Consider the following 26,599-nt stretch of genomic DNA (forward strand, 5'->3'; position numbering starts at 1 on the left):
CCCTTCTCTCCAAGTTGTTCTACCCAAATATAACATCTAATGATACGTATGATTATTGGTATGATAGCAGTAATTGTTCGTGTCTTCAAGTGTTTTTCACACGAAGTTAAGGCAGTATCGTTACAAATAAGGGAAACCCCCGGGAAACTAAATTTCCCGAGGGCTTATGATTAATAATGATGTGATATGAGTACTGATTAGCAGTCGAAGTACAGGCTGTATTCATGCGGATGAACACGGATCGAAACAGCTTTAGCTTCAGCACGTTTGAATTCAATGTAGTTATCAATGAATTCTTTAGTAAATACGCCGCCTTCAGTCAAGAATTCAAAGTCAGATGCAAGAGCGTCAAGCGCCTCATCCAGGGAAGCCGGCACGCTGCGGATGTTCTCTTTGTCTGCATCGGACAATTCGTAGATGTTCTTGTCAATTGGTCCATATCCAAGCTCAGTTGGGTTGATCTTGCGTTTGATTCCATCAAGACCCGCCATAAGCATCGCTGCAAAAGCAAGATAAGGGTTAGCAGTAGAATCCGGTGTACGGAACTCGATACGACAACCTTTAGGTGTTACAGCTGCAACCGGAATACGTACCGCTGCAGAACGGTTACCTTTAGAGTATACAAGGTTAACTGGTGCTTCATATCCAGGTACAAGACGTTTAAACGAGTTTGTACTAGGGTTAGTAAGTGCGATCAGCGCTGGAGCATGGTACAGAATACCACCAATGTAGTGAAGCGCCATTTCACTCAGGTTAGCATATGCGCCTTTTTCATAGAACAAAGGAGTATCGCCGTCGAAGATGGATTGGTGAACGTGCATTCCGCTGCCGTTATCGCCGAAGAGCGGTTTAGGCATGAATGTTGCCACTTTTCCGTATTGACGAGCTGTATTATGAACAATGTATTTGTATACGAGCAGGTTATCTGCTGTTTTCTTCAATGTATCAAAACGGAAGTTGATTTCTGCTTGACCTGCAGTTGCAACTTCATGATGGTGACGCTCAACGCGAATTCCTACTTCGTCAAGAAGACGGGACATTTCACTGCGGATATCTTGTTGAGTATCCATTGGAGCGACAGGAACATATCCGCCTTTAGTGCGGATCTTGAAACCAAGGTTACCGCCTTCTTCTTTGCGGTTTGTGTTCCAAGCTGCTTCTTCGGAATCAACATAGTAAGAAGAGCTGTTCGTTCCACTTTCATAACGTACGTCGTCAAAGATAAAGAATTCGGATTCCGGAGCAAAGTTTGCACGTGTACCGATACCTGCTTTTTGCAGATATTCTTCCGCTTTAACAGCAATACCGCGCGGGTCACGCTCATAACGTTCTCCGTCTGGAGTGAAAATATCACACATTACGTTTAGTGTAGGATGTGCTGTGAATGGGTCAATGAAAGTGGATTCTGGATCCGGCATCATAACCATATCGGATTCTTCGATACCGCGGAAGCCTGGAATAGAAGATCCATCAAATGCTACCCCGTTAACAAAGGTTTCTGCTTCAACTTCAGAAGCTGGCAGAGAGATATGGTGAGCGCGGCCAGATAGATCTACAAATCGAAAATCTACCCATTCAATGTTGTTTTCCTGAATTGATTTCAATACATTTTCAACAGACATGTGTTCTTCCTCCCAAATTTTCCGAACATTTGACGACCTAAGCCTTGTGAATGTTCATTAAATCGAATTTTCAACTGAGGTAAGTATAAATCCCAAATCTTACATCGTCAATACTTATGTCAGGTATTTTTTATACTAGTGTAAGATATACTCACACTTTAATGAAAAAATACGAATATAGACAAATAGCCTAAATCTCCGGTTTAGATGCCGGAAAGTTAGGCTTAATTATCACATGAGAATGATACATTTAATTTGTCATTTTATCAATATTTTACCTATTATCAATAAAATTCGTCTTTGTCAATATTAACGACTTGCAGTTATTGGTGATTTCTTTGTATTAAATGTCTTACCTACAATCGGAGCGAGCTTCTCCAAATCCTGAAGCAAATGAGCAAACTGATCCGGGAATAACGATTGAACACCGTCGCCGGTCATCGAATTGTCAGGGTCTGTATGCATTTCAATGATCAATCCATCTGCTCCAGCTGCTACTGAAGCCTTCGTCATCGGTTCCACAAGCTCTCTGCGTCCCGTTCCATGACTCGGGTCTGAAATGACCGGCAAATGGCTGAGCTGCTGAAGCACAGGAATCGCCGACAAATCCAATGTATTTCGAGTGTAGGTCTCAAATGTTCGGATTCCACGCTCACAGAGCATCACGTTCGGATTCCCGCCAGCCAGAATGTACTCAGCTGCATTCAGGAATTCATCATAGGTAGCACTGAAGCCGCGTTTAAGAAGTACAGGCTTACCGCAAGTTCCGAGCTTGCGAAGCAAGTCAAAATTTTGCATGTTACGTGTTCCGACTTGGAGGATATCTGCGTACTCAGCACAGATGTCTACGTATTCAGGGGTCATGACCTCAGTAATGGTTAGAAGGTCATGCTTCTTTCCCGCTTCTGCCATCATGATCAGACCTTCTACACCGACTCCTTGGAAGCTGTATGGACCCGTCCGTGGTTTAAATGCCCCCCCGCGAAGTACTTGACCGCCTGCTGCCTTAACAAGTCCTGCTATCTCATCAATCTGCTCAGCGGATTCAACTGCGCATGGACCACCCATGACAACCAGTTCCCCGCCGCCAATATTTACCCCTTTTATAGAAATGACCGTATCCTCAGGATGAAAGTCTCTGCTTGCTAATTTGTATGATTTCGAAATTTTGACCACGTTCTCTACACCTTTCATTTGTCGTAAATGTTCTGCTAATTTAGGTTCAACGGAGCCAATGAGTCCGATGACTGTTCGATCCTTCCCTCTCGAGAGATGAACCTGGAGGCCTTCCTTCTCTATAACGGCAATAATATCCTGAAGCTGCTCCTCAGGTGTAGTGTTTCCTGTTATAACGATCATATATAATCGATACCTGCCTCTCGATAAGAAATTAAAATCAATTGATCATGAATAATCTCACACGCTGTATAGATTATTTCACACTTAAACGCTTGTTCGCTTTTAAGCTTTTATACGTTAAAGCAACTATACATCATTATTTCTCATTCGTCAATAATAGATTAGTTTATGTACATCCCGTTCCTTTTGTGACACTTCTCCAAGGGGTACTTCTTAATAAAAGAGGAAGATCGTCAAAATGCCGACCCTCCTCTTGATGTTTTATGATTTTGTTTTGACCCGTACTGGCGGAAGCAGCTTCTTCATGTTGATGGTCCGCTGGATTTCCCAAGTCTCCGGTTTGTCATGATCATATTGCTCCAGATAGGTAATGACTTCCTTCGTAATCGGAGTAGGCGTGGATGCTCCTGAAGTCACAGCTACTTTGTTGACGCCTTGAAGCCACTCCTGTTTAATCTCCGTTACATCTGATACCCGGTAAGCCGTAGTCCCTGCAATCTCTTCTGATACTTGAGCCAGACGATTGGAGTTATTGCTGCGCGGATCACCGACAACGATAACGAGGTCTGCTTGACCCGCCTGCTCTGCAACAGCCTCCTGGCGAACCTGAGTCGCCAAACAAATCTCATTATGCACTTCTGCACCCGGATATTTTTCCAGCAGCTTCTTCATAATGTGCTTAATATCCCATTGACTCATCGTCGTTTGGTTTGTAATGATGATTTTGCCGTTTGGTACATCTAGTGAATCAATCTCGTCCTCACGTTCAATCAAATGAACGCAATCCGGAGCAATACCGATGGCTCCCTCCGGTTCAGGATGCCCCTTCTTACCGATATAAATAATCTGATAGCCTTCTTGCGACTTTTCTTTAATCAGGTCATGAGTCTTAGTTACATCCGGGCATGTTGCATCAACGGTCGTAAGACCTTTGTCTCTTGCCAGCTTACGTACTTCAGGAGAGACCCCATGAGCTGTAAAAATAACCGTGCCTTTGTCAACCTGCTTCAAAATCTCCATCCGATTCGGGCCATCAAGCGTAATAATGCCTTCGTCTTCAAAGGAATTCGTCACATGGCTGTTATGAACGATCATACCAAGTATATAAATGGGCCGCGGTAAATCCAAATTGTTCGCCGCCTGTCTTGCGAGCACCATAGCATCTACCACACCATAGCAGTAACCGCGAGGAGAAATTCGTAGTACTTCCATGTTGCCACCTGCTTTCTTTACACATAATGGAGCCTAAAATCTTTCGTCTAAGAAAAAAGCTCCGCATTTTGTATTATACCTTATTCCAAAGGGGGAGCCAACTCAAGCGGGAGCCATACAATAAATGTCGTCCCTTCTCCCAGCTTAGTCACAACCTCCACCGATCCGTTATGCTCTTCAATGATCCACTTGGCGATGGATAAACCAAGTCCAGTCCCCTTCGTGATCCCCCTTGACTCATCTGCTCGATAGAAGCGGTCAAAGATATAAGGCACTTCATTCTTATCCATCCCAATGCCCGTATCACTTATGCGCAGACCGACTTGTCCGTTGTACACCACAGCATCGAGAGTCACTACACCCTCAGGGGTATACTTAAAGGCGTTCTCTATAAAGATAAACAGCATTTGCTGCAAATAATCTTTATTGCCCAGAACATATGCGCCATTCAGGACTTCTAGATCACTGTATTTCCATTCCGCTGTACGTGGAAGATGCTGAGCTCTGCGTGCCACATCCTTCACCAGGATCGACAGCGGGGTTGGATTCAGATCAATGGTCTGCCCTGTATCCGCACGTGCCAGGGACAGCATATCATTAACGAGCCTGCTCATTCGTCTGCCCTCATCCGCAATATCCTCAATGGCTTCCAGCGTCATTTGTTCCTTCATTTCATCTGTCAGCGGCTTGCGGTCCTCCGGATCTGGGTCCCATAGCTTCTTCAAGAAATCGGTATTCCCCCTGATCGTTGTCAGTGGCGTCCTGAGTTCATGTGAAGCATCCGAGACAAACCTCCTTTGGGCTGCATAAGCATCCTCCAGCTCTTTGAAGAATCCCTCTGTACGTGCAAGCATGTTATTGACCGTAGTGATCAGCTTGCCTATTTCATCATTTGGTCCGTTATATTCAATTCGTATACTCAAGTCATTTCCTGACTGAATACCGTCTGCCGCATCAATAATATGAACAAGCGGACGCATGGACTTGCGGGCAAGGAACAAACCAACACTCATTGCCAGAATCAGAGTAATGATGGACACATAGATCAGAATGAGCAGCAGTCTGTCCATTAAACGATCTTCGGATGCCGTAATCGTACCTACTTGCAGCATGCCAATAACCTGATCCGTCGATTGCAGCACTAATGGAAACTGATATACGAGAAAAGGAGAGTTATCTACGGTCATTCTTGCCCAGCCTTCGCTCGTTCCCGCTTTATTGAAATCAGGCACGCTAAACCGATAATCACGTAAATTATCAGAAGCCACCGCTCTGTCGCTTGTATAATTATAAAGTTGAACATAAATTTGCAAATCTGCAAGCTGATTCGCCTTCTCTGGAAGAATCAAGTTCAGCTCCTCGGTAAAATCCGGATTTCGAACGAGCACAGCACTAATGCGCTGACTAATGCTCTTCGTCTGGGTAAGAATCTCGGATTCTACATCTTCATATGCGTAATAATGCACAAGAGCGTAAATTACGGAACCAAATAGCAGCAGTACGGCAGCAAGCAAGCCTGAATACCATAACGTCAGCCGTAACCGGATGGACATACTAGTTGTCTCCTCTCAGAATGTAACCAGCGCCACGAATGGTCTGAATAATACGTTTACCTCCGTGTTCTTCTGTTTTTTGCCGCAGCATTGCAATATATACCTCAAGTACATTGGACTCTCCGCTGTAATCAAAGCCCCAGATCTTATCCATTATTAAATCTCTGGACAGCACACGCTTGGGATTCTGCATGAACAAATACAGCAGTTCAAATTCTTTAGCCGTCAGATCAAGGCGCTGTCCTGCACGATGCACCTCACGGGCATCATAATCCAGGATTACATCTTCAAATGTCAGTCGATTACTACTGCTCTCATTTGTATCCGTTTTTCGTCTTAACAGTGCTCTGACTCTGGCAAGCAGCTCCTCCAGCGCAAATGGCTTAACCAGATAATCATCTGCACCGAGGTCAAGACCCTTGACCCGCTGCTCAATTTCGTCTTTTGCCGTCAGCATTAGAATAGGAACCGTGCTTCCTCCTTCCCTAAGCCGTCTGCAGACCTCAAATCCATCCACCTTGGGCATCATGACATCGAGGACCACAACATCAGGTTCGACCTCAAGCATTTTTTGTAAACCCTCTGCTCCGTTTGAAGCCGTTAGCACGTCATACCCCTCGAAGGCAAGACCTCTTCTAAGCATGGATATAATTTTATCGTCATCATCAATAATTAAGATCTTCGAACGCACCCCAGCATCTCCTTCTTTATCCATTCAATGAATGGTTCTCTTTCTCTTTCTTCCTTATATTGTATCAGGCATCGCGATGGCTTTCTATCTCAAACGAAGAAGGCAAAAAAGCGAAAGGGCGTCTCCCCTTCGCTTTCAGCTTATCAGATATTCAATCTGATACGTTACACTTACGGCGCTACGTTTTGCGAATTTTGCGTATCCGTCGTGTCAAAGTCATTACGGTCGCCGATCGTTACTTTGACATCCATCTTATTCCCGTCTCTGTTTACATTCAGTGTAATTTCATCACCGACTTTATGCGTTTGAATCTGTTCAATGAGGTCCGTTGTAGTTGCATAGTTCTTTCCGTTGATTCCTGTAATAATATCGTACGGACGAAGGTCTGCAGTATAAGCCGGAGATTGGTAAACCAGATTCATGACAACAGAACCTTCTGTAAGATCAGTTCCCATCTGCTTCGCCACTTCCGGAGTCAAATCCATCAGGGAAGCGCCAATGAATGGTTCTGGCTCTTTTGGAATTTCTTCATTATTTTTGAGCTTATCAACTACATTCAGTATAACGCTGGAAGGAATCGCGAAGCCAATACCCTGAGCATCTGCACTTACAGCCACGTTCATACCAATTACTTCTCCCTGCAGGTTAAGAAGCGGGCCACCCGAGTTCCCTGGGTTAATTGAAGCATCGGTTTGAAGCAGGTTGTTGTACTCATTCGCTGCACCTGTTGTTTCATCATTAATTGTAATCGTACGATCCTTCGCGGACAGCACTCCTGCTGTTACCGTATGCTCGAATCCGCCTGGGTTACCGATAGCAACGAGCCATTCACCTACCTGTACATCATCGGAGTTGCCCATAGCCGCTACCGGAAAATCATCGCCTTCAATTTTGAGCACAGCCAGATCCAGTTCCGGACTGCTTCCGAGCAGCTTCGCTTCGTAAGGTTTATTGTTGTCCTCCAGTGTAACTTGAATAACATCAGCACCCGAAACCACATGCTCATTGGTCAGAATATAACCGTCTTTCTCAAAGATAAATCCAGATCCTACACCCAGAGGAGTCAGTTGGCTGGAGGATTGTCCGTTGCTTCCATTTCCATTCCCATTTCCATTTCCGTTATTCGAACTGCTTCCTCCGCCATTACCGCCGAAGAAGTATTGATATAGTGGGTCATTATAGTATGGACTTTGTCTTGAATTACTTGATGCTGAATTTGAGAAGGTCTCAATTTCTACAACAGCGGGACTTACTTTGCTAACGACACCCGATATGTCCTGTGAACCTACAGGCAGTGAGGTCGTTACACCCGAGCCGCTAGATGTAACTGGTTCGCTGCTGGCTGTCTCGCCTGCTGAAGTTGTATTGTTCGATAACGCTGCTTCCGGGGTAAATAAATTCATACGATCAGATGTAAACATCAGGACCGCAATAACGAGCATACCTGCAATAAAGGAAAATACGCCTGTCTTGAAATTTGATCTCGTTTTGGGCTTGTGATTATAATTCCAGTTCCGCTGATCTCCGCTGCCTCCGCCGGAAGCTTGTGCTTCGCTATCAGAACGGTTGAAGGAGCCCCCGGACCGAGTAAAGTTGCTTGAGCTTCTCTCAACCATGGTAGGTATAGGTTTAACGGGTTCAGGAGGTGTGACCTCTACATCGTTTGCCTCAGGAGCGTGATTCTCCTTATCGGTATTCATGGATTGAAAGGGTCCATAGGAATAATAGTAAGAACCGCTGTTTTCGGATTTGCGGGATTCATTAAATGATTGTTCACGCTCATCATCTTCACGACCGAATCTGTTATTGTTGTTATTGTCGCTCATGTCGTTTGACCTCCTAATCTCATATTACGGAAGAGATATTCTATTAACTGTCTTTATTTTGTACTTTAAACCTTAAGTACACATTAAAAACAATTAAAAAGGAGATAAAACCGCATAATTTTCAATGAAAGAACAGATCGTAATGATCTATTACAGGTAGTGAAGCGATTATGTATTTACCCAGCCTTTGCGATGAGCATAGATGGCAAGTTGTGTCCGGTCTTCCATTTCACATTTCATCAGCAGGTTGCTGACATGCGTCTTTACCGTCTTGATGCTAATATGAAGCTCCTCAGAAATATCCTTATTACTCTTTCCTTCGGCAATAAGGAGCAGCACTTCCTTCTCCCTCTCTGTCATTCCGGAATCATCTTCCTTGACGGTTTTTTGCCGCAGTCCTCTTGTCAGCGCTCTCGATATATCATTGGTCATAACAGGCATGCCTCTCTTCGCTCCTTGCAGAGCATAGATCAGCTCTTCCGCAGATACCGTTTTTAGCACATAGCTCACAGCCCCGGACTCAATAGCCTCGAGTACAAGATGATCCTCCAGAAAACTGGTCAAAATAATAATTTTTACATTCGGGAATTCAGGCAGAATCGCTCTGGTTGCTTCAACTCCATTCAGCCGCGGCATCATCAAATCCATCAGAATCAATTCTGGCAAGTCGTCTACAGCACAGTTTCGAAGAAGTTCAATAGCATGCTGTCCATCCGTTCCCTCGAGAACGACTTCAAATGAAGGATCCAAACTCAGATACGTTTTCAAGCCCATTCTTACCATATCATGATCATCTACGATCATAATCTTTGTCTTCTGCACGCTCATTCATTCCGTCTCCTTTTATAATAGAAGATACTCGGGTCAGGCTTCGTCTGGGAATTTGGGTATAAGCACCCTTATGGTCGTCCCCGCTCCTGGCAGTGTAATGATATCAACATGACCTCCGAGCTTCTCCGCTCTTTCCCTCATTGTCATTAAACCGTACGATCCCTGTCTTCCTGAAGCATCTGCCTTAAATCCCTTGCCGTTGTCACTTACACTGAACGCGATTTGTCTGGGCTCCTCTCTCAGTGACAGGCTTACAAAGCTGGCTCCCGAGTGCTTTACAATATTTGCCATTGCTTCTTGTATGATCAGAAACATTTGATGCTCGATTGCGTCAGAAATATCACCGATGATCTCCAGCTCTTTAACACCTTTCAGCCCATTCTGCCGGCAATAATCCGGAAACCAGATTTCAAGCGCCTCAGCAAGACTTCGATTCTCGAGCTCAACCGGCCGCAGCTGGGCAATGAGGGCTCTCATCTGCTTTTGTGCAGTCTGAGACATCGTGATCAGCTGATCCATTACCATCCTACCTTGCTCTTCATTTCCATTTTGAAGCAAAGTGGGCAACGCAGAAGCAGACATATGAATTGCAAATAACTGCTGACTGACCGTGTCGTGCAAATCTCTGGCCATTCGCCGCCTTTCCTCAAGCACTGCGGTTTCTGCAGCCTTTTCCTTCTCCACTACCTCCTGCTCTCCCCATTTTTGCACCCATTTTACCTTGTGCTCCACGGCATCCATCATCGTATTAAACTGGCGGTACACACTGGAAAAAGAGGAATCCTCCGTTTCACTCATTCGAGTGGAAAGATTCCCTTTGGTCACCTGCAGCATGCTTAAGTCCAGCATATCAATTTTGCGCTGAATGCGCAGCCCCGCAATATATCCGATCACAATGGTTGTGATCACAATCGTAATTACGGAATAAATCCAGGATGGAGACTGTGTTAAATCAGCATGGCCCCTCCTAAGCGTGGTATAAATAATTCCGATGGTAATCAGACTGTTTGTGACAAAGAACAACAAGAGCTCCCATTTGGCTGTACGGAATATCATCTTCATCATCTTAACCTACCGAGTTTACTTTAACGTCACCGATAAACACACTGACGACGATCCGTACTTTCTTCTCTGCTTCTTTGTAATTCGGTGTCTGGGCACTGATATTCCCCATGAAACCGCTCTTGGTTTCACTCAGTACGGTCATATCTCCAATAAACGAATTGGAATTAACGATAATGCCAAGATCCATGTCTCTTGGTGTGTATACTTTGATGTCGCCAATAAACGCAGAGATATTAATCCTGGTTTCTCCATAAGGAATTTGGGCTTTGGTCAAATCAATGACGGTGTCACCGATAAACTGCGATATGTTGGTTGGCTTGAGTTCATAATATTCCTCTCCCAGCTTAATTTCACCTATAAATGTAGATTTGTTTATCTTAGAATCATCATTATACGCGTAGCCCGTGTTCTTCTCGCTGTTGTCCCATTCATAGCTGTAATTATATTCGTGCTTATTTTTATGATGCTTGTTGTTATGGTTGTGATGTTTATGCTTGTGCTTCAGCTTGTCTTCGAAATGAAACTCTTCTTCTAATGAAGATTTCTTACTTTCGCTGCTGTCGTCTTGATCATAAATCTTTCCAAACTTCTGCTCAAACTGCTGATCCAGATCACTGTACATTGGAGGCTGAGGTTCAGCTGGAATATGATTTGGAAAAGGACTGGAATGATGAGATTCCGAATTCTCTGTATGCTTGCGATCTCTTCTTCGGGGGCTAAGGAGGACATACAAACCGCCTCCCACAAGGGCAATCGGAATGGCATACCGGAACATGTCACCGAACGAGAGCGACACAAATCCTAGATTTTTGCCCATAAAATAAATACCGAGCGCAAGCAGCACCAGACCGCCTACATTATTTTTTTCCTTTAAATTGATAAAACCGAGATACAGCAAGATAACCGGCCAGAACGTCGAAATGATATATCCCAAGCTGATATCACCGGTATACCTGAGCTGAAGAAACACCATAATTCCAACGCCAATAAGAAGGGCTGCACCAATAATCCTGTTAAACATAGCTCTGATCTCCTCAATTGATTTTTGATTTACCTTAGCGAATCACTTCATTACACTGCTTGTATGTATTCATTATATGTCAATGACTTGGAATGGAGGAGCGGCGCTGGAATGAAATTCATCTCAGTCTCAAGACGGAGAACCTTCCTTTTTATGTAAAAAAACAGACCCCGAAGGGCCTGTCCTCTATACATTATTGCTTTTTGTTCATTTTAGACTGTTGAACTTTTTGTGCAGCAGCGTTTGGCTCTGTGCCAAATTCTGCATCATACTTCTCATCTGGTGTTTGGAAGTTATCTTGCACTTTGTTCGTTTTAGCTTGTTGAACTTTTTGTGCAGCAGAATTTTGTTCTGCTCCAAATTCTGCATCATACTTCTCATTTGGTGTTTGGTAACCTTGAGCGTTTTGAGAATTTGCTTTTTTCACTTGGTTCACCTCCCTTTTCACGCAAGTGAATGATCTGCATGCTGATATCTGGGCGGGGTGTCTTACAATCCCCGAAAAGTATTATGTGACGATCAATGTGATCTTATTCAGCTCCTTAGAAATTATAAATATATAAAAAAGTCCGAGGAAATAAACAGAATTTACTGTCAATTTCTTCGGACTCGCCTGATCGTGCAGATATTAAATTTCTTTGTCAAGCAGGGCATCCGGGATAAATTTATTGACCGTTAATGCCTCTCCTAGCTGCTTGATCATTTGCTCTGTACACTTCCCATTCCCTTGCTTCACAACTTGCACCTGCACATCCCGCTTTCCCCATTCACTATATACCGCCTTTGTCGTGGGGAAATACAGATCGATTTTGGAGCCTTTAATAGCAGAGCCAGTATCGGCTACAATCCCATATCCGTAACCAGGAATATACAGGACCGTGCCAAGCGGAAACACCTTAGGATCAGCAGCAATGGTTGAAACCCCTTCTTTATTGCGGTGTACTTTAACCCCGGAGTAGGTTATTCCATACTGAGGATGATTCGGTCGTTTTCCTGTTGATTCATATCCTGCCGTATAACCCGTAGCTGTCACATTGATCGTGTGGAGCACCTGCTCGCTTTTTGGCGCAAGAACAGCCTCCGTTTTCTCGGTGTCTCTTGCCACAGCCTGCGGATTACAGCACAGTAAGGAGTAACAGATCAGCAGAAATTGAAATAACATCATACGTCGCCGAATCATGCGATATTCCATAAGATGAACCTCCCTTTCATTAGCTGAGGTTCTCCTTAACAACTTGATATTATGCAAAAAGGATCAATTTCATCATGTGTAATGAAATTGATCCTTCATTGTTTTAAACTGTACGTGAACTAATTTCCTCTTTTAGCATCGCCACAACCTCTTGAAGCGGCTTCGCCCCAAGATCTCCCTCACCGCGTTTGCGGACAGATACACTGCCTTCATTCATTTCATTTTCCCCGACAATGAACATATAAGGAGTCTTCTCGAGCTGTGCTTCACGAATCTTGTAGCCCAATTTCTCATTCCGCAGATCGGCATTTACCGAAATACCGGCACGCTTCAGCTGATCTTCAACCTGACGCGCATACTCTTCGAAGTGAATGGATACCGGAATAACTTTGGCCTGAACCGGAGACAGCCACAGCGGAAGATTGCCGGCAAAGTTCTCAAGCAAAAAGGCTGTGAAGCGTTCCATAGTGGACAGAATTCCACGATGAATCACGACTGGACGATGCTTCTGACCATCTTCCCCAACATATTCAAGCTCGAAACGCTCAGGCAGAAGGAAGTCAAGCTGTACAGTGGAGAGTGTTTCTTCCTTGCCAAGTGCTGTTTTAATTTGGACATCCAGTTTCGGACCATAGAATGCCGCTTCCCCTTCCGCCTCATAGAACGGCATATCAAGCCCTTCAACAACCTCTTTAAGCATGCGCTGCGACATTTCCCACATCTCATCGTTTTGGAAGTACTTCTCTGTGTCCTGAGGATCACGGTACGATAGGCGGAAACGATAGTCCTGAATTCCGAAATCTTTGTATGCAATCTTAATCAGCTCAATAACACGTGCGAACTCTTCCTTGATCTGATCCGGACGGCAGAAAATATGGGAATCGTTCAGTGTCATTGCACGAACACGATGCAAACCAGTGAGCGCTCCTGACATTTCATAACGATGCATCATACCAAGCTCCGCAATACGGACAGGCAGATCACGATAGCTGTGCATTTCATTTTTATATACCATCATATGGTGCGGACAGTTCATCGGACGAAGGACAAGCGCCTCGTTATCCAGCTCCATTGGAGGGAACATATCCTCCTGATAGTGCTCCCAGTGACCCGAAGTTTTGTATAGCTCGACATTACCCAGCACCGGAGTATATACGTGCTGATAGCCAAGGCTTTCTTCCAGATCCACAATGTAACGCTCCAATGTGCGGCGCAGCTTGGCACCATTCGGCAGCCAGATCGGCAGACCTTGACCTACCAGCTGCGAGAAAGTGAACATGCCGAGCTCTTTGCCGAGCTTACGATGGTCACGCTTCTTCGCCTCTTCAAGGTAATGCAAATGCTCATCCAACTGAGCTTTCTTGGCGAATGCAGTACCGTATACACGCTGTAACATTTTGTTCTTGCTGTCACCGCGCCAGTATGCTCCGGCTACGTTCATCAGCTTGAACACCTTGATTTTGCCAGTGGAAGGGACATGAGGTCCGCGGCACAAATCAAAGAATTCACCTTGCTCGTAAATGGAGATGATGCTGTCTTCCGGAAGATCGCGGATCAGCTCCAGCTTGTAAGGATCACCGACCTCACCAAAGATGCGAAGCGCTTCTTCTCTGCTCACTTCCTTGCGGACGATCGGAAGATTCTCATTCACGATTCGTTCCATTTCTTTCTCGATTTTGAGAAGATCTTCGGGGTTAAGCCCATGCTCAAGATCCATGTCATAATAGAAGCCATCTTCAATGACAGGTCCTACACCGAGATGCACTTCTTTGTTTCCAAATAGACGTTTAACCGCTTGGGCCAGCAAATGAGCAGAGCTGTGACGAAGCACTTCAAGCCCATCTGATGAATCGCCGGTTACGATCTCAACTACGGCACCTTCCCGAAGTGGAGTGGATAGATCCACCACAATTCCGTCCAGCTTACCCGCTAGCGCATTCTTCTTGAGACCACTGCTAATGGAAGCTGCAACATCCAGAATACTGGCTCCATTCTCGTACTCTCTGACTGATCCGTCTGGCAATTTGATACTAACTGACATGTTTACTTCCTCCTCATCGCTTGTATGAGCCGGTGACGAAAGAGTGTATGATATGCGAACGCAAAAAACACCCGTCCCGGCAAAGGGACGAGTGTATATACTCGTGGTTCCACCCTAATTCAGCTGCTTCAGTCTGGATTGCACTGATCAGCCCTCATTTAAGCATGCATGATAACGGACATGATTCCGGCGGTTCTTACTAGCTTCCCTATAAGGATAAACGTTCTGAACTGCAGCTACAAAGGGGTAAGTCTATAGCAGGTATCCGGAGGAAATTGCAGCCTGATGTTCCCTCTCTCTGTACTGTCCTTCTCTAAGACCCTTGTCTTTGTCATCGCTTTTAATAAGCAGTATTATAATTCCAAAGTTTCCTCTTCGTCAAGTGACAATGAACCAGCTTCCGTTAAATTCCGGCAATGAATACAGCTCCGGCAGATTTCCACCTTATCTTCAAAGATTTGAGAGATCGTATGGATCAGCGGAAATTCCGGAGTTTTTGTATGAAGCTTCATTTTTTTAGGGGAAATCGAAATTAAGCGGCTAATAATCATATCCTCGACTTCCATCTCGAGTTCCATACCCGGCATTTCCATAATTACACTTTCTTCTTGCGGCATTGGCATCGGCTTATAGGCTTCATCCAGCAAAATAAAATCATGCTTGCCCTTATGAACCACATGAATTAATGGAACCTTGGGATCCTGAAAATAAACAAAATATTTCAATAAGCTCATGAACTCTTCATACTGACGATCCATATAGAACTCGTCTAACGCATACTCCACAATCTCATGCAGTTCATTCTTGTATTCCTGAAGACGAAATTGAATGGCTCCTTCCAAGTGAACAACCGGGATGTCCTGAAGCGTATCTAGAATACCTCTTGTAAGCTTCCCATGTCTAAGCTCGCGAGTCCCCTGCTCTGTCTCCAGCCGTGATTTTAACAGAGGTGCACATATGCGCTTCACCCGCTCCAGCTCGTCGGGCTCCATATGAATGCATTCCCTTTCGATCAATCGCTTCAGCTGCTGCTCTTCTTTGCATTCAATGACATAATCCGCAAGACCGGATGCCATAATTTCATACATACGCGGCAATCCTTCCTGGAAACCGGGATGGTTCTCATATCCTTTGCAGATCCAGGCTGCCTTGCCCTCATGTTGACGATAAGAGAATCGGAACCCTTGTTTACTTATATGTAACCCCTTCGTCTTATCTTTAATGAAACGGTAAAAGTGTTCCGCTGTATCTTGATCCTGGGCTTCCGTCCATACCACGAACAATTCCACAAGGCTCACTCCCTTCTCTTTCTTAGAATTATTATATGGTCAGCAAGAAGGGGATATACGAAGCGGCTTTTTGGAAAGGTTGTCATGTTTTCTCAATATAAAAGAAAATAATTACCTATTTGGAGTCGACACAAATTTGTGTTATTATTTTTATAACAGTATCATGCGAGGAGGGATAAGAGATGAAATACGACAGAACAGTATATAAATTCATATTTGTTGTATTTATTTGTATTATCCCGATCATCTCATTCCAGTATCCGGTGATTGAAGGAGACGTTGACAAGACCCATCTTCTTAAAATGAAAGGCCATAGCGAGCCGATCTATGAGGAACCGATGGATAATACAATGAGCAATCATCCTAAGTCGATGATCAAGTCACCAGGATTCCAGCCTAAAGCACTGAATGAGACGAATTTCCTGTTCGTGATGCTGGCGGTATTTATGCTGTTCGAGTACCTCATTATTAATCCGCCCTTCAAGGCGTATTATGGCCTTATAAAGCGAAAGCTTTATCTGAAGCCTATAAAATTCACTTCTATGTTTGTTAGTGCTTAACTAGGACGTGTCTAGAGTTTTATGACACGCTCTTGCCTATACTATCTCTATACTATTAGAACTAAAACATGATTTATAGGAGGCATTAACACAACCATGGAAATTCGTGAAACTGATCTGCCGGGTATCGGCCGAAAATTTCAGGCAACAACCAGCAGTGGAGATAAAATTGTTGTCGTTATTCATGACGACGGTCGTCGTGAATTATATCACTTCGAATATGAAGATCCGGATCAAAGCATCTCCATGATCTCACTTGAAGATTATGAGGCCCGTCAGCTGGCAGCAATTGTTGGCGGAATGACTTACAAGCCTAAGCAGCTTGAGCGTGTAGAGATGACGCTGGACGATTTGATTATAGAATGGTACAAGATTGATGGAAATTACAATTGTGTCGGCAAAACTATTGGAGAGCTGGATATTCGTCAAAATTCCGGTGCGACCATCATTGCCGTTATGGAGAAGAATAACAAGAAGCATATCAGTCCTGGTCCGGATCTGCAGATTGCGGCCGATTCAACACTGATTGCGGTAGGTGAAAGACAGCAGCAACAAAAACTAAAACAAATTTTAAAGGATGGAAGATGGTGAGAACGTGGATCATTTGGTACTAGAAGTCGGTCTGGCGATCGCTCTCATCGCGGCTGCCGGACTGATCTCGTCTAAACTCCGGTTCTCCGTTATTCCATTCTACATTTTGATTGGTATGGCGGTAGGACCTCATGCAGCTAAAATATGGCATCTCGACTTTCGTTTTATCGAGAGCGCCGGTCTTATAGATTTCCTTGGCCGTATCGGCGTCTTGTTCCTGCTCTTCTATTTGGGACTTGAATTCTCAGTCGGCAGATTGCTGAAGTCAGGCAAGTCCATCGTCGTTGGCGGCAGTATTTATATAGGTATTAACTTTACACTGGGACTCGTTCTCGGCTTTGCCGGCGGCTTCCCGGTTGCAGAAGCACTCATCATTGCAGGTATTACAACCATATCTTCAAGTGCCATCGTAGCCAAAGTGCTTGTCGATCTGAAGCGTACAGCTAATCCGGAAACGGAAATGATTCTCGGTATAATCATGTTTGAGGACGTCTTTCTCGCCGTTTATATTTCCATTCTGTCCGGTCTGGTGCTCAGTGACTCGTCTTCCATCGGCGGCGTCATTATGTCAGCACTCATTGCACTCGGCTACATGCTGATCGTTATCATCTTGGGACGCAAGCTGGTACCCGTCTTGAATAAACTGCTTAATATCCGAAATAATGAGCTCTTCTCACTCGTGATCTTCGGATCCTTATTCCTGGTAGCCGGCTTCTCTGAAACCATTCATGTTGCAGAAGCCATCGGGGCCCTGCTTGTCGGACTTGTTCTAGCAGAAACCACGCATGCGAAGCGGATTGAGCATCTAATTATGCCATTCAAGGATTTCTTCGGTGCGATCTTCTTCTTCAGCTTTGGTCTCTCGATCGACCCATTGTCACTTGGCGGAGAAGCCGTATGGCTCGCTCTCATTGCGGTAGCCATTACGCTTGTCGGCAACTTTACAGCGGGAATGCTTGCCGGACGAAGTGCGGGGCTGTCTCCAAAGGCTTCCTCCAATATTGGTCTGACCATCGTCTCCCGTGGAGAATTCTCTATCCTGCTGGCAAACATGGCCGCAACGGGCGGACTTATGGCAATCATCCAGCCTTTTGCTGCGATCTATGTGCTTATTCTAGCGATACTCGGGCCTCTTCTAACCAAAGAGTCCAAACACATTTACCGTATGCTGGATAAAGTCTTCAAGTTCAAGAACACGAAGAAGCAGCAAAAGTCTGAGATGCTGCAAGAAAAGACGATTGACTAAATATCGACCACTTTGAAAATGCAAGGATGATGAATAAAGGAGGAATCGAATGAACCAGCCTCCACATTCTACTCGTCCCATCCATGTGGGATCCAAGGTATCTAGGCAGCCTCATCGTGTCTGGTTGAAAAAGCTGTTGCTCGTGACCTTGGGCAGCATTTTGGCATCGATCGGGCTGGAGCTTTTCCTGCATCCGAATCAGCTTATTGTCGGCGGAGTCACCGGCATATCCGCCATGTTCGCCTATCAAATGGAAATGCGGCTTGGACTATTTTTATTCTTGTTTAACCTGCCATTCATTTTATTTTCTTATGGTAGAGTTCATAAACAATTTGCTATCGTCACTGTACTTGGCTTAACGGTATTCTCATTAAGTACATTAATGCTGCATCCTTTGCCTGCAGTCCTGACTCATCCGCTGGCAGCTGCAATATTAGGCGGGTTGTTTCTAGGACTTGGCATTGGGCTCGTGCTGAGTAATGGGGGCACCCTGGATACACTGGCTGTAAACCATATCAGTTCTAACCTCTCTGGAGGAAAGAGATCCAAGATTAAGCTTGAACGTATCATTATGGTCATGAATCTTCTTGTTCTTACCGGAGCAGGCATTAAGTTTGGAGCTCAGCAGGCCATGTACTCGATTCTTGCTTACTTGATTGCTGTTGAAGCCGTCCACTTTGCAATGAGGGGCTTCACTTTTAATCGCAGAGTCTACATTATTAGTACACAACCATATGAGCTGCAAAAGTCAATTAGAGCAAGACTTCTCAGAGAGCCTGAGCTCTCCCCATTAGAACGGACTAATGAAAAGGATTGGAGCCAGCTCCCTGCTCTCTATTACACGATACATGTGTTTGAAACGAGTCAGTTGAAAGCCATCGTTCGTTCTGTTGATCCCCATGCTACTGTTGTCTTCGATATGGATGAGCCAAATTCATAACAAGTTATAAAAAAGCGCAGCAGGTCACTGTACCTGCTGCGCTTTTGCTTGAACTAATTCTGCATTACAAAATCATTCTCAATTTTGCTGTTCGGGCCATAGAATACTCTCAGAATCTCGTATTTCGTATTCCGCTGTGCCGGAGTATTGCCTGTCTCACGAATCAGTTCAAGAATGGAATTAATATTCACTTTGTGTGTAGCACCTGCTGCGGAAACTACATTCTCTTCAATCATCGTACTTCCAAAGTCGTTACAGCCGTAACGGAGGGAGAGCTTGCCGACTTCCGGTCCCATCGTTACCCAAGAAGATTGAATATTCTTAATGTTATCTAGAAACAAGCGGCTGATCGCGACTGTCTTCAGATAAGCTTCCGGAGTTTGTCGTTCTTTTTTCAAGTTCGTGTTATCCGGCTGGAAGGTCCAAGGAATGAACGCTAGGAACCCTTCCGAATCATAGCCATTCTGGATGCATTCGTCCTGGGCATCACGAACACGCTGCAAATGAAGTGCACGCTCCTCCATCGTTTCGCCAAAACCAATAACCATCGTTGCTGTCGTATTCATGCCGATTCTGTGCGCGGTCTGCATTACATCCATCCAGTCACGCCATGAGCCCTTGAGCCGGCTGATCTTACGGCGTGTACGGTCATCAAGAATCTCAGCGCCTCCACCTGGAAGAGAATCAAGTCCCGCTTCATGAATCTGCCTAACGACTTCTTCAAGAGTCAAGCCATCGGACACTTCTCGCATTTTCATAATTTCGGCTGGAGAGAAAGAATGCATTGTAATATCCGGGAACCGTTCTTTAATCCCGCGCAGCAGATCCGTATAATAGCTGAATGGCAGGTTCGGGTTCGTTCCTCCCTGCATCAGTATTTCTGTTCCGCCCACATCCTGGGTTTCCTTAATTTTTTGGAAAATCACTTCATCCGGGAGTACATAGCCTTCATCTGAACCCGGTCTGCGATAGAACGCACAAAAACGGCAGTATACATCACATACATTCGTATAGTTGATGTTCCGCCCGATGACAAACGTTGTGATGGGTTCGGGATGCATCCGCTTCATGATGACATGCGCAGCCTCACCTATTTTTTCGACTTCATCCGATTCAAACAAAAGAGTTGCGTCCTCCACAGTCAGACGCTCACCATTCAAAGCTTTATCTAAGATATGGTTTACTCCGCTCATACGGCAGCCTCCCTTATCGTTAATATGTAACAATAAATAGAAATATTGTCTTGTCTATCGTAACATAGGTTAAATGTGAAAAGAAGCACCTATTATAAGCGTGCTTCTTTTGATCTAGATATATATGATTAGAATCATATACAATATTGAATTTTACCGGTTAGCTGCTAAGGCCTGATCCAGATCTGCAATCAAATCATCGATATCTTCAAGTCCTACAGAGAATCGCAACAGTCCGTCTGTAATTCCTCTGTCCAGCCTGAAATCCTGAGGCATCGCCGCATGCGACATCATGGCCGGGTAAGAGAGTATGCTCTCTACCGCGCCAAGACTTACCGCAACGAGCGGAAGCTTGACTGCATTCAGCACCTGCTTGGCACGCTCTCCCGACCCGACGTCAAAGGAGACGACTGCACCATAACCAGTAGATTGACTCTCATGAATCTCTCTTCCAGGATGATCCATAAGACCAGGATAGTATACAGCATCAATATCAGAGCGATTGGTCAGCCATGCGGCAAGCTTGGCCGCACTTTGCTCCGAATGTGCCATTCTTGCCCCCAGTGTCTTCATCCCGCGCATGAGCAGCCAGGATTCCTGTGCACCAAGCACCGTACCCAGCCCATTCTGGAGCTTCTTCAGCTCATTGGCGATGGCCTCTGTCCGGGCAACAGCAAGGCCCGCAAGCACATCGCTGTGCCCTCCGAGGAATTTCGTGGCACTATGCAGTACGATATCCACTCCTTGTTCAATTGGACGCTGATAATAAGGGGTCATGAACGTATTATCAAGCAGTGTAATAAGTCCTTTCTCCTGAGCCCAAGCCGTGACACCTGCGACATCGGTAATACGAAGTGTTGGGTTCGACGGCGTTTCCATAAATACGGCTTTGGTATTTGAGCGATATGCAGCTTTGACCTGGTCCAGATCCGTCATATCCACAAATGTCGTTTCAATATTCATCCGGGTCAGAATCGTACTGAGCAGACGGTAGGAACCGCCATATACATCTTCCGTAGCGATAATGTGATCTCCCGCAGATAAGATCATTAACGCACTGGAGATGGCGGCCATCCCGGAGGAGTATGCAAATCCGCGAACGCCTCCTTCCAGTAAGGCAATATAGTCTTCTAGCGCCTGACGAGTCGGATTCCCAGAACGGCTGTAATCATGAACCGGCGGAGCGAAAATATCATGATGATGAAAAGTAGATGCCTGGTAGATCGGTACACTGGAAGCGCCTGTGCCTTCATCAATTTCTGCTCCGAAATGCAGAAGCTTCGTATCAAATTTATAGGAGTCGTCACGGTTTTTCTTACTCATGTGCTGCGCCTCCCTCAAGCTCTTGATGAGCCTTATCGAATGCCTGGCTTAAATCAGCAACGATATCATCAATATGCTCTATTCCGACAGAGAAACGAAGCAGGCGCTCATCAACACCAATGGCATCGCGAATTTCTACCGGAATGTCCGCATGGGTCTGTACAGCCGGATAGGTCATAAGCGACTCTACTCCACCCAGGCTCTCCGCAAAAGCTACCAGCTTGATATGTCTCAGGATGGGCTCAACGTATCTTGCATCCTTCACTTTGAAGGACAGAATGCCCGTGTTGCCGCTGGATTGTTTATTTTGAATATCATGTCCTGGATGATCCGTAAGAGCAGGATAATAGACATCTGTAATCATGGAGTGCTTGAGCAGGAATTCGGCCACTTTGGTTGCGTTATATTCATGGCGCTCCATACGCAGCGCGAGTGTCTTCATACCGCGCATAAGCTGATAGCTGTCGCTTGGCGAGAGTACAGCTCCGATTGAATTATGTAGAAATGCCATCTCTTCCGACAGCTCTTTCCCCTTGGTTACAATGAGGCCACAGAGTACATCATTATGACCACCCAGATATTTAGTAGCACTGTGCACAACGATATCAGCGCCAAGCTCAATTGGACGCTGGAAGTAAGGCGTAAGAAGTGTATTATCCACAATAGACAGTAACCCATGTTTACGTGCCCAGCCGCACACTTTTTCAATATCTGTAATCATCATAAGAGGATTTGTCGGTGTCTCAATAAAGACAGCTTTGGTATTTTCATTTCTTACACTTTCGAGTGCATCAATATCATTCGTGTCCACGTAGCTTGCGGTAATGCCATTCTTGGACAAGATCCGTTCCACCAAACGATACGTACCGCCATAGAGATCAAGGGAAATAATCAGATGGTCCCCCTGTCCGAATTTGGCAAAGATCGTCATAATAGCCGCCATACCCGAGCTGCATGCGAATCCTGCATCACCAGATTCCAGCTCAGCTGCTGCTTCTTCAAGAACCTTTCGGGTTGGGTTTGTCGTACGAATGTAATCAAATCCAGTGCTTTGACCAAGCTTTGGATGTCTGAAGGCAGTGGATTGGTAGATCGGGAAATTAACTGCCCCCGTTACCGGCTCTTTCACTGATCCAATCTGTGCTAATCGGCTTTCAATGTTTAGTTTATTGTCTCCCATTCGTAAACATCCTCCTCTAAGTTAGGTAGAATTCACTTAAATCTGTGGTCCAATGTCATACGGCGTCTCTTGGTATACATAATAGTTAAGCCAGTTAGAGAAGAGCAGATTCGCATGGGCTCTCCAGGTAGATGGCGGAACCTTACTTGGATCGTTATTTGGAAAATAGTTATACGGAAGCTTCACATCAAGCCCTTTGTCCTTATCCCGATCATACTCCCATTTCAGAGATAAGGGATCGTATTCGGAATGGCCTGTTACAAAGATTTGTTTTCCATCCTCAGTAGCTACAATATAAACCCCCGCTTCTTCTGACTCGGACAAGATCTCAAGCCCAGGAACCTGCTCAATATCTTCTCTTGTCACCTCGGTATGGCGAGAATGCGGTGCGAGGAATACTTCATCAAAACCGCGAAGCAGCTTGACATGAGATTTGTTGATCGTATGATGGAACACGCCAAAGCATTTTTCAGGAAGGCCTACCTTCGGTACATTAAAGTGATGGTATAGACCTGCTTGAGAGGCCCAACATATATGCATTGTTGAGGTTACATTGGTCTTGGTCCATTCAAAGATCTGCTGGATCTCTTCCCAATAGGTCACTTCCTCAAAATCCATCTGTTCTACCGGTGCACCGGTAATGATCATGCCGTCAAAACGAAGATTCTTAATCTCATCAAATGTTTTGTAGAACATATCCAGATACTCTTGGGACGTGTTCTTGGATACGTGAGACTTGGGATGAATGAGTACAACATCAACTTGAATGGGTGTATTACCAATAAGACGGAGCAGCTGTGTTTCCGTCGTTTCCTTCGTAGGCATCAGGTTGAGTATCCCGATACGAAGCGGCCGGATATCCTGCCTGTACGCATGGCTTTCGTCCATGACAAAGATGTTTTCTCCTGCAAGTACTTCCTTGGCCGGTAAAGCGTCTGGAATTTTAATTGGCATTAGTACTCCTCCTTATATGGTGTTTGAAGAGCGAATATCATGAGAGAGCATGGGGGAGCAGAATATTTCGTCCTAACACAAAAAGACCTCACTCGGTAATCGAGAAAGGTCATCTGTTCGTATTCGAAAATGCGCCTCTCTCATCTCTCAATTCGTCTATAGCCTTAATAAATAAGATCAGACGACTGCAAGAATTAGCACCGTGCGTATTCGCCGGTTGCCGGGTATCATCGGGCTAGTCCCTCCACCTACTCTTGATAAGATTTCGCTATATTTTATTGTCATATACCCATTACTATAATGATTAGATCGTTATTCGTCAAGAACTGGGCTGTCAAAAATAAGCACCAGGAGACAGCTCATGAAAATAAAGCACCAGATGTGCTTCACATACATAGACTGCCTTTGAATAGTGTAATATTTTCATTCTTGATTGCTTAATTCGAGAGCGTTATACTAGTCAAGTGTTAAATATCAAAAATGATGGGGTGACGTAAAATGGAAGGCGACCCGAGGCCTAGCTGGCAGCCGAATAAATATAACTATATAGGATGTACCATCAGCTTGCCGGTTGGACGGGAGCGCATATTTTACGGGCGAGACCTCTTCTCTATACCTGCTTAAATTGTGTGACCCTTCACTTTACCAGCACTGATGCGTTCACTTTCCTTCGTTATTCAGCTTGTCCCTATAACATTTACGGGAGATTAATAAGGAGTGGATACAAATGAAAATAAGACTGGTGAATGAAGGAGTTTTTACTCCGCTTGACAACATTGAAGATACAATTACTCCTCCCGCTGAAGGGTTCTACTGGATTGATGCAGATGTCGACGATCTGGCTGTGCTGCAGCCTCTCTTCTCCATGCATGATCTGGCCGTTGAAGACTGTCTCAGTGAGGAAGAACAGCGTCCAAAGCTCGAAATATATGAAAGCCATTATTTTATCGTTGTAAACAGCATCCGGTTTGATGATGAGGAAATATTTTTACGTGCCGTAAACCTATTTCTTGGTAGACATTATATTATTACGGTTACCAAGCAGAAGATTAACGAGCTTCGCACACTCAAGCCTATTCTCTGGGAGGAAGAAGTCAGCACACCGGACCGTTTCCTCTATTACCTCGTCGATTCAATCGTTGACAATTATTTTACGGTTGGTGACCGGCTTGAGGCACGGATTGATGAGCTGGAGGAAGACATTCTGATGCACACCAAAAAATCGCATCTGAACGAGATCATTGGTCTGCGAGGGGAGATTCTGTGGTTAAGAAAGGCGCTGTCTCCACAAAAAGAAGTCATCAATACACTTAACAAAAAAGATCTGCGGTTAATTGATGATCAGCTTCAGAAATATTTCAGCGACATTTATGAAAATGCGGTGAAAATATCTGAAACCTTCGATACACTCCGCGATCTGATGGGGAACTTACGTGAGGCTTATCAGTCCAGTATTTCAAACCGTGCCAATGAAATCATGCGTGTGTTCACGGCGATTACTACGGTGTTCATGCCGCTGACTCTGATCACAGGCATCTATGGGATGAACTTCACCAACATGCCTGAACTGAATTATAAGTATGCTTATTTTATCGTTATCGGCGTGATCTTCGCGCTCGGCCTTTCTATGTATTGGATATTCCGTAAGAAGGACTGGATTTGACCTCATCTTCGACATTGTAAATAGAATGATGTAAGGGTCCGGAGCTGTCTGAGACAGGGTTCCCGGACCCTTTATATTATTAAACTAGCCGACCTGGCGATCTGCCTCTGTCTGTCTTCTAAACCGAATACGAACCATACGCAGACGCTCGTACAGCTGATCCAGCGGCCCTACAGAAGAAGGATCATCGCCATATACACGCTGCAGTACCGGCTTCAAGAAGCCCGTGCCCAGCTCATCATAAGCATTCCAAATCTGCTCCTGCTCTTCATCGGTCATCCATACCAGCTCCTTGGCAATCAGAGCCTCTGTATCGTATCCTCCCTTCTCCAGCTCCTCGAGAAAATCAACCAATTCTCTTCGTGTCAATCCAGAGCTTGTACTGATCTCAACCAGAGAAAGATTGCTGGCAATACCTGATAGTACAGTCTTCTTTAATGTAAAACGCTCCAGCTCTTGCTTATACTTCTGCTCCTTCTGCTTGAATACCCAGGATTCATATTCCTCTTCATTCAGAACTTCATGCACCCAATCCAGCGGAAATGCATGCTCTCTTGCTTCATTTACCGTAATGGCGAGAATTTCCTCTCCGTACTCTGCCGCCTTATTATCACCGACACCAGGCAGTTCACGAAGCTCCTCGAGGGTATGCGGTACATATGCACTGATCATTCGAAGCAGCCGATTGCTGGCAATAAAATAAGGGGCTTTGCGCTCCGTTTGGGCCTTCCTTCTCCGCCATACACACAGCTCCTGATATAATTCCTCACGTCCATAGAGCTCACTATAGCACTGAAGCTTGGTTGCCCCTTGATTTCTCGTTCTTGTGTCCCCTGCTTCATGAAACACGCCTTCAATCAGTGGTCTATATCCCTCGCTCATCTTGATCGCCAGCTGCAGGCGATAAATATGCATCATTTCATTCCATGATGTACCTTCATACCAAATGTCCGAGATCTCCTCTTCCAGGCTGTTCTTGTTCCAGCCCAGCTTCCACATTCCTTCTTCCTCTCCAATCCATAACTGTGCATAAGTCACTTCCGCTCCAGGAGCCGTATTTGAAAGCTGGTTCATAAATACAATCTTCATGCTATTCATCCTCCTCCTTAAGTCAGCCCAGCACGTACAACAAGACCACAAAAAAAGCACCCCTCCCGCATCTAAATGCGAGAGAGGTGCTTCCTCATGAAATCCGTACTGTTCTGTTAGTCAACATCATACCATAATTGATAATTATTTCAAGAATA

General features: G+C 45.0%; 23 protein-coding genes and 1 riboswitch. Of the genes, 5 read left to right on the forward strand and 18 right to left on the reverse strand.

Annotation, left to right across the window (positions count from 1 at the left end; genetic code table 11):
- Nucleotides 1-197 precede the first annotated feature (197 nt).
- From glnA to BLW49_RS04405, 13 genes are all read right to left on the reverse strand, one after another.
- Nucleotides 198-1,622: a type I glutamate--ammonia ligase gene (gene glnA, locus BLW49_RS04345; RefSeq protein WP_047909981.1), complete on the reverse strand. Its 1,425-nt coding sequence runs from the start codon at nucleotides 1,620-1,622 to the stop codon at nucleotides 198-200.
- Between the two features lie 309 nt (nucleotides 1,623-1,931).
- A complete protein-coding gene (gene aroF / locus BLW49_RS04350; RefSeq protein ID WP_076311662.1) occupies nucleotides 1,932-2,981 on the reverse strand; it encodes a 3-deoxy-7-phosphoheptulonate synthase in 1,050 nt (349 codons plus the stop codon).
- Between the two features lie 261 nt (nucleotides 2,982-3,242).
- Nucleotides 3,243-4,193 (reverse strand): 4-hydroxy-3-methylbut-2-enyl diphosphate reductase, encoded by a 951-nt coding sequence (locus BLW49_RS04355; RefSeq protein ID WP_076311663.1) that lies wholly within the window; start codon nucleotides 4,191-4,193, stop codon nucleotides 3,243-3,245.
- Nucleotides 4,194-4,273: 80 nt separating this feature from the next.
- Nucleotides 4,274-5,746, reverse strand: a complete 1,473-nt coding sequence (locus tag BLW49_RS04360; RefSeq protein ID WP_090723334.1) for a sensor histidine kinase — start codon at nucleotides 5,744-5,746, stop codon at nucleotides 4,274-4,276.
- A 1-nt stretch (nucleotide 5,747) separates the two neighbouring features.
- Nucleotides 5,748-6,437 (reverse strand): response regulator transcription factor, encoded by a 690-nt coding sequence (locus BLW49_RS04365; RefSeq protein WP_076312557.1) that lies wholly within the window; start codon nucleotides 6,435-6,437, stop codon nucleotides 5,748-5,750.
- A gap of 170 nt (nucleotides 6,438-6,607) precedes the next feature.
- Nucleotides 6,608-8,263 (reverse strand): S1C family serine protease, encoded by a 1,656-nt coding sequence (locus BLW49_RS04370; protein WP_076311665.1) that lies wholly within the window; start codon nucleotides 8,261-8,263, stop codon nucleotides 6,608-6,610.
- 168 nt (nucleotides 8,264-8,431) lie between these two features.
- Entirely contained in the window at nucleotides 8,432-9,091 is a 660-nt protein-coding gene (locus BLW49_RS04375; RefSeq protein ID WP_177178641.1) for a response regulator, read from the reverse strand.
- A 36-nt stretch (nucleotides 9,092-9,127) separates the two neighbouring features.
- Nucleotides 9,128-10,156 carry a sensor histidine kinase gene (locus BLW49_RS04380; RefSeq protein ID WP_090723835.1) on the reverse strand — a complete coding sequence of 343 codons (1,029 nt, stop codon included), beginning with the start codon at nucleotides 10,154-10,156 and terminating at the stop codon, nucleotides 9,128-9,130.
- A gap of 4 nt (nucleotides 10,157-10,160) precedes the next feature.
- Complete coding sequence (liaF, locus tag BLW49_RS04385) at nucleotides 10,161-11,180, reverse strand: cell wall-active antibiotics response protein LiaF (protein WP_076311668.1); 1,020 nt, start codon at nucleotides 11,178-11,180, stop codon at nucleotides 10,161-10,163.
- 193 nt (nucleotides 11,181-11,373) lie between these two features.
- Entirely contained in the window at nucleotides 11,374-11,607 is a 234-nt protein-coding gene (locus BLW49_RS04390) for a hypothetical protein (RefSeq protein WP_052511688.1), read from the reverse strand.
- Between the two features lie 201 nt (nucleotides 11,608-11,808).
- Nucleotides 11,809-12,372: a 3D domain-containing protein gene (locus BLW49_RS04395; RefSeq protein ID WP_090723335.1), complete on the reverse strand. Its 564-nt coding sequence runs from the start codon at nucleotides 12,370-12,372 to the stop codon at nucleotides 11,809-11,811.
- A gap of 103 nt (nucleotides 12,373-12,475) precedes the next feature.
- A complete protein-coding gene (gene thrS, locus BLW49_RS04400) occupies nucleotides 12,476-14,413 on the reverse strand; it encodes a threonine--tRNA ligase (RefSeq protein WP_090723337.1) in 1,938 nt (645 codons plus the stop codon).
- Nucleotides 14,414-14,766: 353 nt separating this feature from the next.
- On the reverse strand, nucleotides 14,767-15,702 hold the full coding sequence (locus BLW49_RS04405; protein WP_076311670.1) for a putative sporulation protein YtxC: 936 nt from the start codon (nucleotides 15,700-15,702) through the stop codon (nucleotides 14,767-14,769).
- A 182-nt stretch (nucleotides 15,703-15,884) separates the two neighbouring features.
- Between BLW49_RS04405 and BLW49_RS04410 the strand changes: the two genes are divergently transcribed.
- The 4 genes from BLW49_RS04410 to BLW49_RS04425 all read left to right on the forward strand — a co-directional run bounded on the left by BLW49_RS04410 (nucleotide 15,885) and on the right by BLW49_RS04425 (nucleotide 19,039).
- Nucleotides 15,885-16,262 (forward strand): hypothetical protein, encoded by a 378-nt coding sequence (locus tag BLW49_RS04410; RefSeq protein ID WP_090723338.1) that lies wholly within the window; start codon nucleotides 15,885-15,887, stop codon nucleotides 16,260-16,262.
- A 96-nt stretch (nucleotides 16,263-16,358) separates the two neighbouring features.
- Nucleotides 16,359-16,853: a cation:proton antiporter regulatory subunit gene (locus BLW49_RS04415; RefSeq protein WP_047909993.1), complete on the forward strand. Its 495-nt coding sequence runs from the start codon at nucleotides 16,359-16,361 to the stop codon at nucleotides 16,851-16,853.
- Between the two features lie 4 nt (nucleotides 16,854-16,857).
- Nucleotides 16,858-18,099, forward strand: coding sequence for a cation:proton antiporter (locus tag BLW49_RS04420; RefSeq protein WP_090723837.1), 1,242 nt, complete (start codon nucleotides 16,858-16,860; stop codon nucleotides 18,097-18,099).
- 49 nt (nucleotides 18,100-18,148) lie between these two features.
- Nucleotides 18,149-19,039: a YitT family protein gene (locus BLW49_RS04425; protein WP_090723340.1), complete on the forward strand. Its 891-nt coding sequence runs from the start codon at nucleotides 18,149-18,151 to the stop codon at nucleotides 19,037-19,039.
- A gap of 53 nt (nucleotides 19,040-19,092) precedes the next feature.
- On the opposite strand, the gene mqnC is transcribed toward BLW49_RS04425, so the two are convergent.
- The 4 genes from mqnC to metA all read right to left on the reverse strand — a co-directional run bounded on the left by mqnC (nucleotide 19,093) and on the right by metA (nucleotide 23,689).
- Nucleotides 19,093-20,232 carry a cyclic dehypoxanthinyl futalosine synthase gene (gene mqnC, locus BLW49_RS04430; protein ID WP_090723342.1) on the reverse strand — a complete coding sequence of 380 codons (1,140 nt, stop codon included), beginning with the start codon at nucleotides 20,230-20,232 and terminating at the stop codon, nucleotides 19,093-19,095.
- Between the two features lie 153 nt (nucleotides 20,233-20,385).
- Complete coding sequence (locus BLW49_RS04435; RefSeq protein WP_090723344.1) at nucleotides 20,386-21,555, reverse strand: aminotransferase class I/II-fold pyridoxal phosphate-dependent enzyme; 1,170 nt, start codon at nucleotides 21,553-21,555, stop codon at nucleotides 20,386-20,388.
- A complete protein-coding gene (locus BLW49_RS04440; RefSeq protein ID WP_076311678.1) occupies nucleotides 21,548-22,735 on the reverse strand; it encodes an aminotransferase class I/II-fold pyridoxal phosphate-dependent enzyme in 1,188 nt (395 codons plus the stop codon). The genes BLW49_RS04435 and BLW49_RS04440 overlap by 8 nt, the downstream gene beginning before the upstream one ends.
- 36 nt (nucleotides 22,736-22,771) lie before the next feature.
- The gene (gene metA, locus BLW49_RS04445; RefSeq protein WP_076311679.1) at nucleotides 22,772-23,689 is read right to left on the reverse strand and encodes a homoserine O-acetyltransferase MetA; all 918 of its coding nucleotides are present in this window, start codon (nucleotides 23,687-23,689) and stop codon (nucleotides 22,772-22,774) included.
- Between the two features lie 137 nt (nucleotides 23,690-23,826).
- Nucleotides 23,827-23,953, reverse strand: a riboswitch (SAM riboswitch).
- Nucleotides 23,954-24,416: 463 nt separating this feature from the next.
- On the opposite strand from metA, the gene corA reads away from it, so the two are divergent.
- Nucleotides 24,417-25,352 (forward strand): magnesium/cobalt transporter CorA, encoded by a 936-nt coding sequence (gene corA / locus BLW49_RS04450; RefSeq protein ID WP_076311680.1) that lies wholly within the window; start codon nucleotides 24,417-24,419, stop codon nucleotides 25,350-25,352.
- 84 nt (nucleotides 25,353-25,436) lie between these two features.
- On the opposite strand, the gene BLW49_RS04455 is transcribed toward corA, so the two are convergent.
- On the reverse strand, nucleotides 25,437-26,441 hold the full coding sequence (locus tag BLW49_RS04455; protein ID WP_090723346.1) for an HRDC domain-containing protein: 1,005 nt from the start codon (nucleotides 26,439-26,441) through the stop codon (nucleotides 25,437-25,439).
- Nucleotides 26,442-26,599 lie beyond the last annotated feature (158 nt).

It is taken from the genome of Paenibacillus sp. PDC88 (assembly GCF_900106725.1).
Taxonomy (GTDB): Bacteria; Bacillota; Bacilli; order Paenibacillales; family Paenibacillaceae; genus Paenibacillus; species Paenibacillus shunpengii.

Excerpts from the sequence above, each read along its gene's own strand:
- glnA (WP_047909981.1), bottom strand. The coding sequence starts at position 1,622 with ATGTCTGTTGAAAATGTATTGAAATCAATTCAGGAAAACAACATTGAA.
- aroF (WP_076311662.1), bottom strand. The coding sequence starts at position 2,981 with ATGATCGTTATAACAGGAAACACTACACCTGAGGAGCAGCTTCAGGAT.
- BLW49_RS04355 (WP_076311663.1), bottom strand. The coding sequence starts at position 4,193 with ATGGAAGTACTACGAATTTCTCCTCGCGGTTACTGCTATGGTGTGGTA.
- BLW49_RS04360 (WP_090723334.1), bottom strand. The coding sequence starts at position 5,746 with ATGTCCATCCGGTTACGGCTGACGTTATGGTATTCAGGCTTGCTTGCT.
- BLW49_RS04370 (WP_076311665.1), bottom strand. The coding sequence starts at position 8,263 with ATGAGCGACAATAACAACAATAACAGATTCGGTCGTGAAGATGATGAG.
- BLW49_RS04375 (WP_177178641.1), bottom strand. The coding sequence starts at position 9,091 with ATGAGCGTGCAGAAGACAAAGATTATGATCGTAGATGATCATGATATG.
- BLW49_RS04380 (WP_090723835.1), bottom strand. The coding sequence starts at position 10,156 with ATGAAGATGATATTCCGTACAGCCAAATGGGAGCTCTTGTTGTTCTTT.
- liaF (WP_076311668.1), bottom strand. The coding sequence starts at position 11,180 with ATGTTTAACAGGATTATTGGTGCAGCCCTTCTTATTGGCGTTGGAATT.
- BLW49_RS04395 (WP_090723335.1), bottom strand. The coding sequence starts at position 12,372 with ATGGAATATCGCATGATTCGGCGACGTATGATGTTATTTCAATTTCTG.
- thrS (WP_090723337.1), bottom strand. The coding sequence starts at position 14,413 with ATGTCAGTTAGTATCAAATTGCCAGACGGATCAGTCAGAGAGTACGAG.
- BLW49_RS04410 (WP_090723338.1), top strand. The coding sequence starts at position 15,885 with ATGAAATACGACAGAACAGTATATAAATTCATATTTGTTGTATTTATT.
- BLW49_RS04415 (WP_047909993.1), top strand. The coding sequence starts at position 16,359 with ATGGAAATTCGTGAAACTGATCTGCCGGGTATCGGCCGAAAATTTCAG.
- BLW49_RS04425 (WP_090723340.1), top strand. The coding sequence starts at position 18,149 with ATGAACCAGCCTCCACATTCTACTCGTCCCATCCATGTGGGATCCAAG.
- mqnC (WP_090723342.1), bottom strand. The coding sequence starts at position 20,232 with ATGAGCGGAGTAAACCATATCTTAGATAAAGCTTTGAATGGTGAGCGT.
- BLW49_RS04435 (WP_090723344.1), bottom strand. The coding sequence starts at position 21,555 with ATGAGTAAGAAAAACCGTGACGACTCCTATAAATTTGATACGAAGCTT.
- BLW49_RS04440 (WP_076311678.1), bottom strand. The coding sequence starts at position 22,735 with ATGGGAGACAATAAACTAAACATTGAAAGCCGATTAGCACAGATTGGA.
- metA (WP_076311679.1), bottom strand. The coding sequence starts at position 23,689 with ATGCCAATTAAAATTCCAGACGCTTTACCGGCCAAGGAAGTACTTGCA.
- corA (WP_076311680.1), top strand. The coding sequence starts at position 24,417 with ATGAAAATAAGACTGGTGAATGAAGGAGTTTTTACTCCGCTTGACAAC.
- BLW49_RS04455 (WP_090723346.1), bottom strand. The coding sequence starts at position 26,441 with ATGAAGATTGTATTTATGAACCAGCTTTCAAATACGGCTCCTGGAGCG.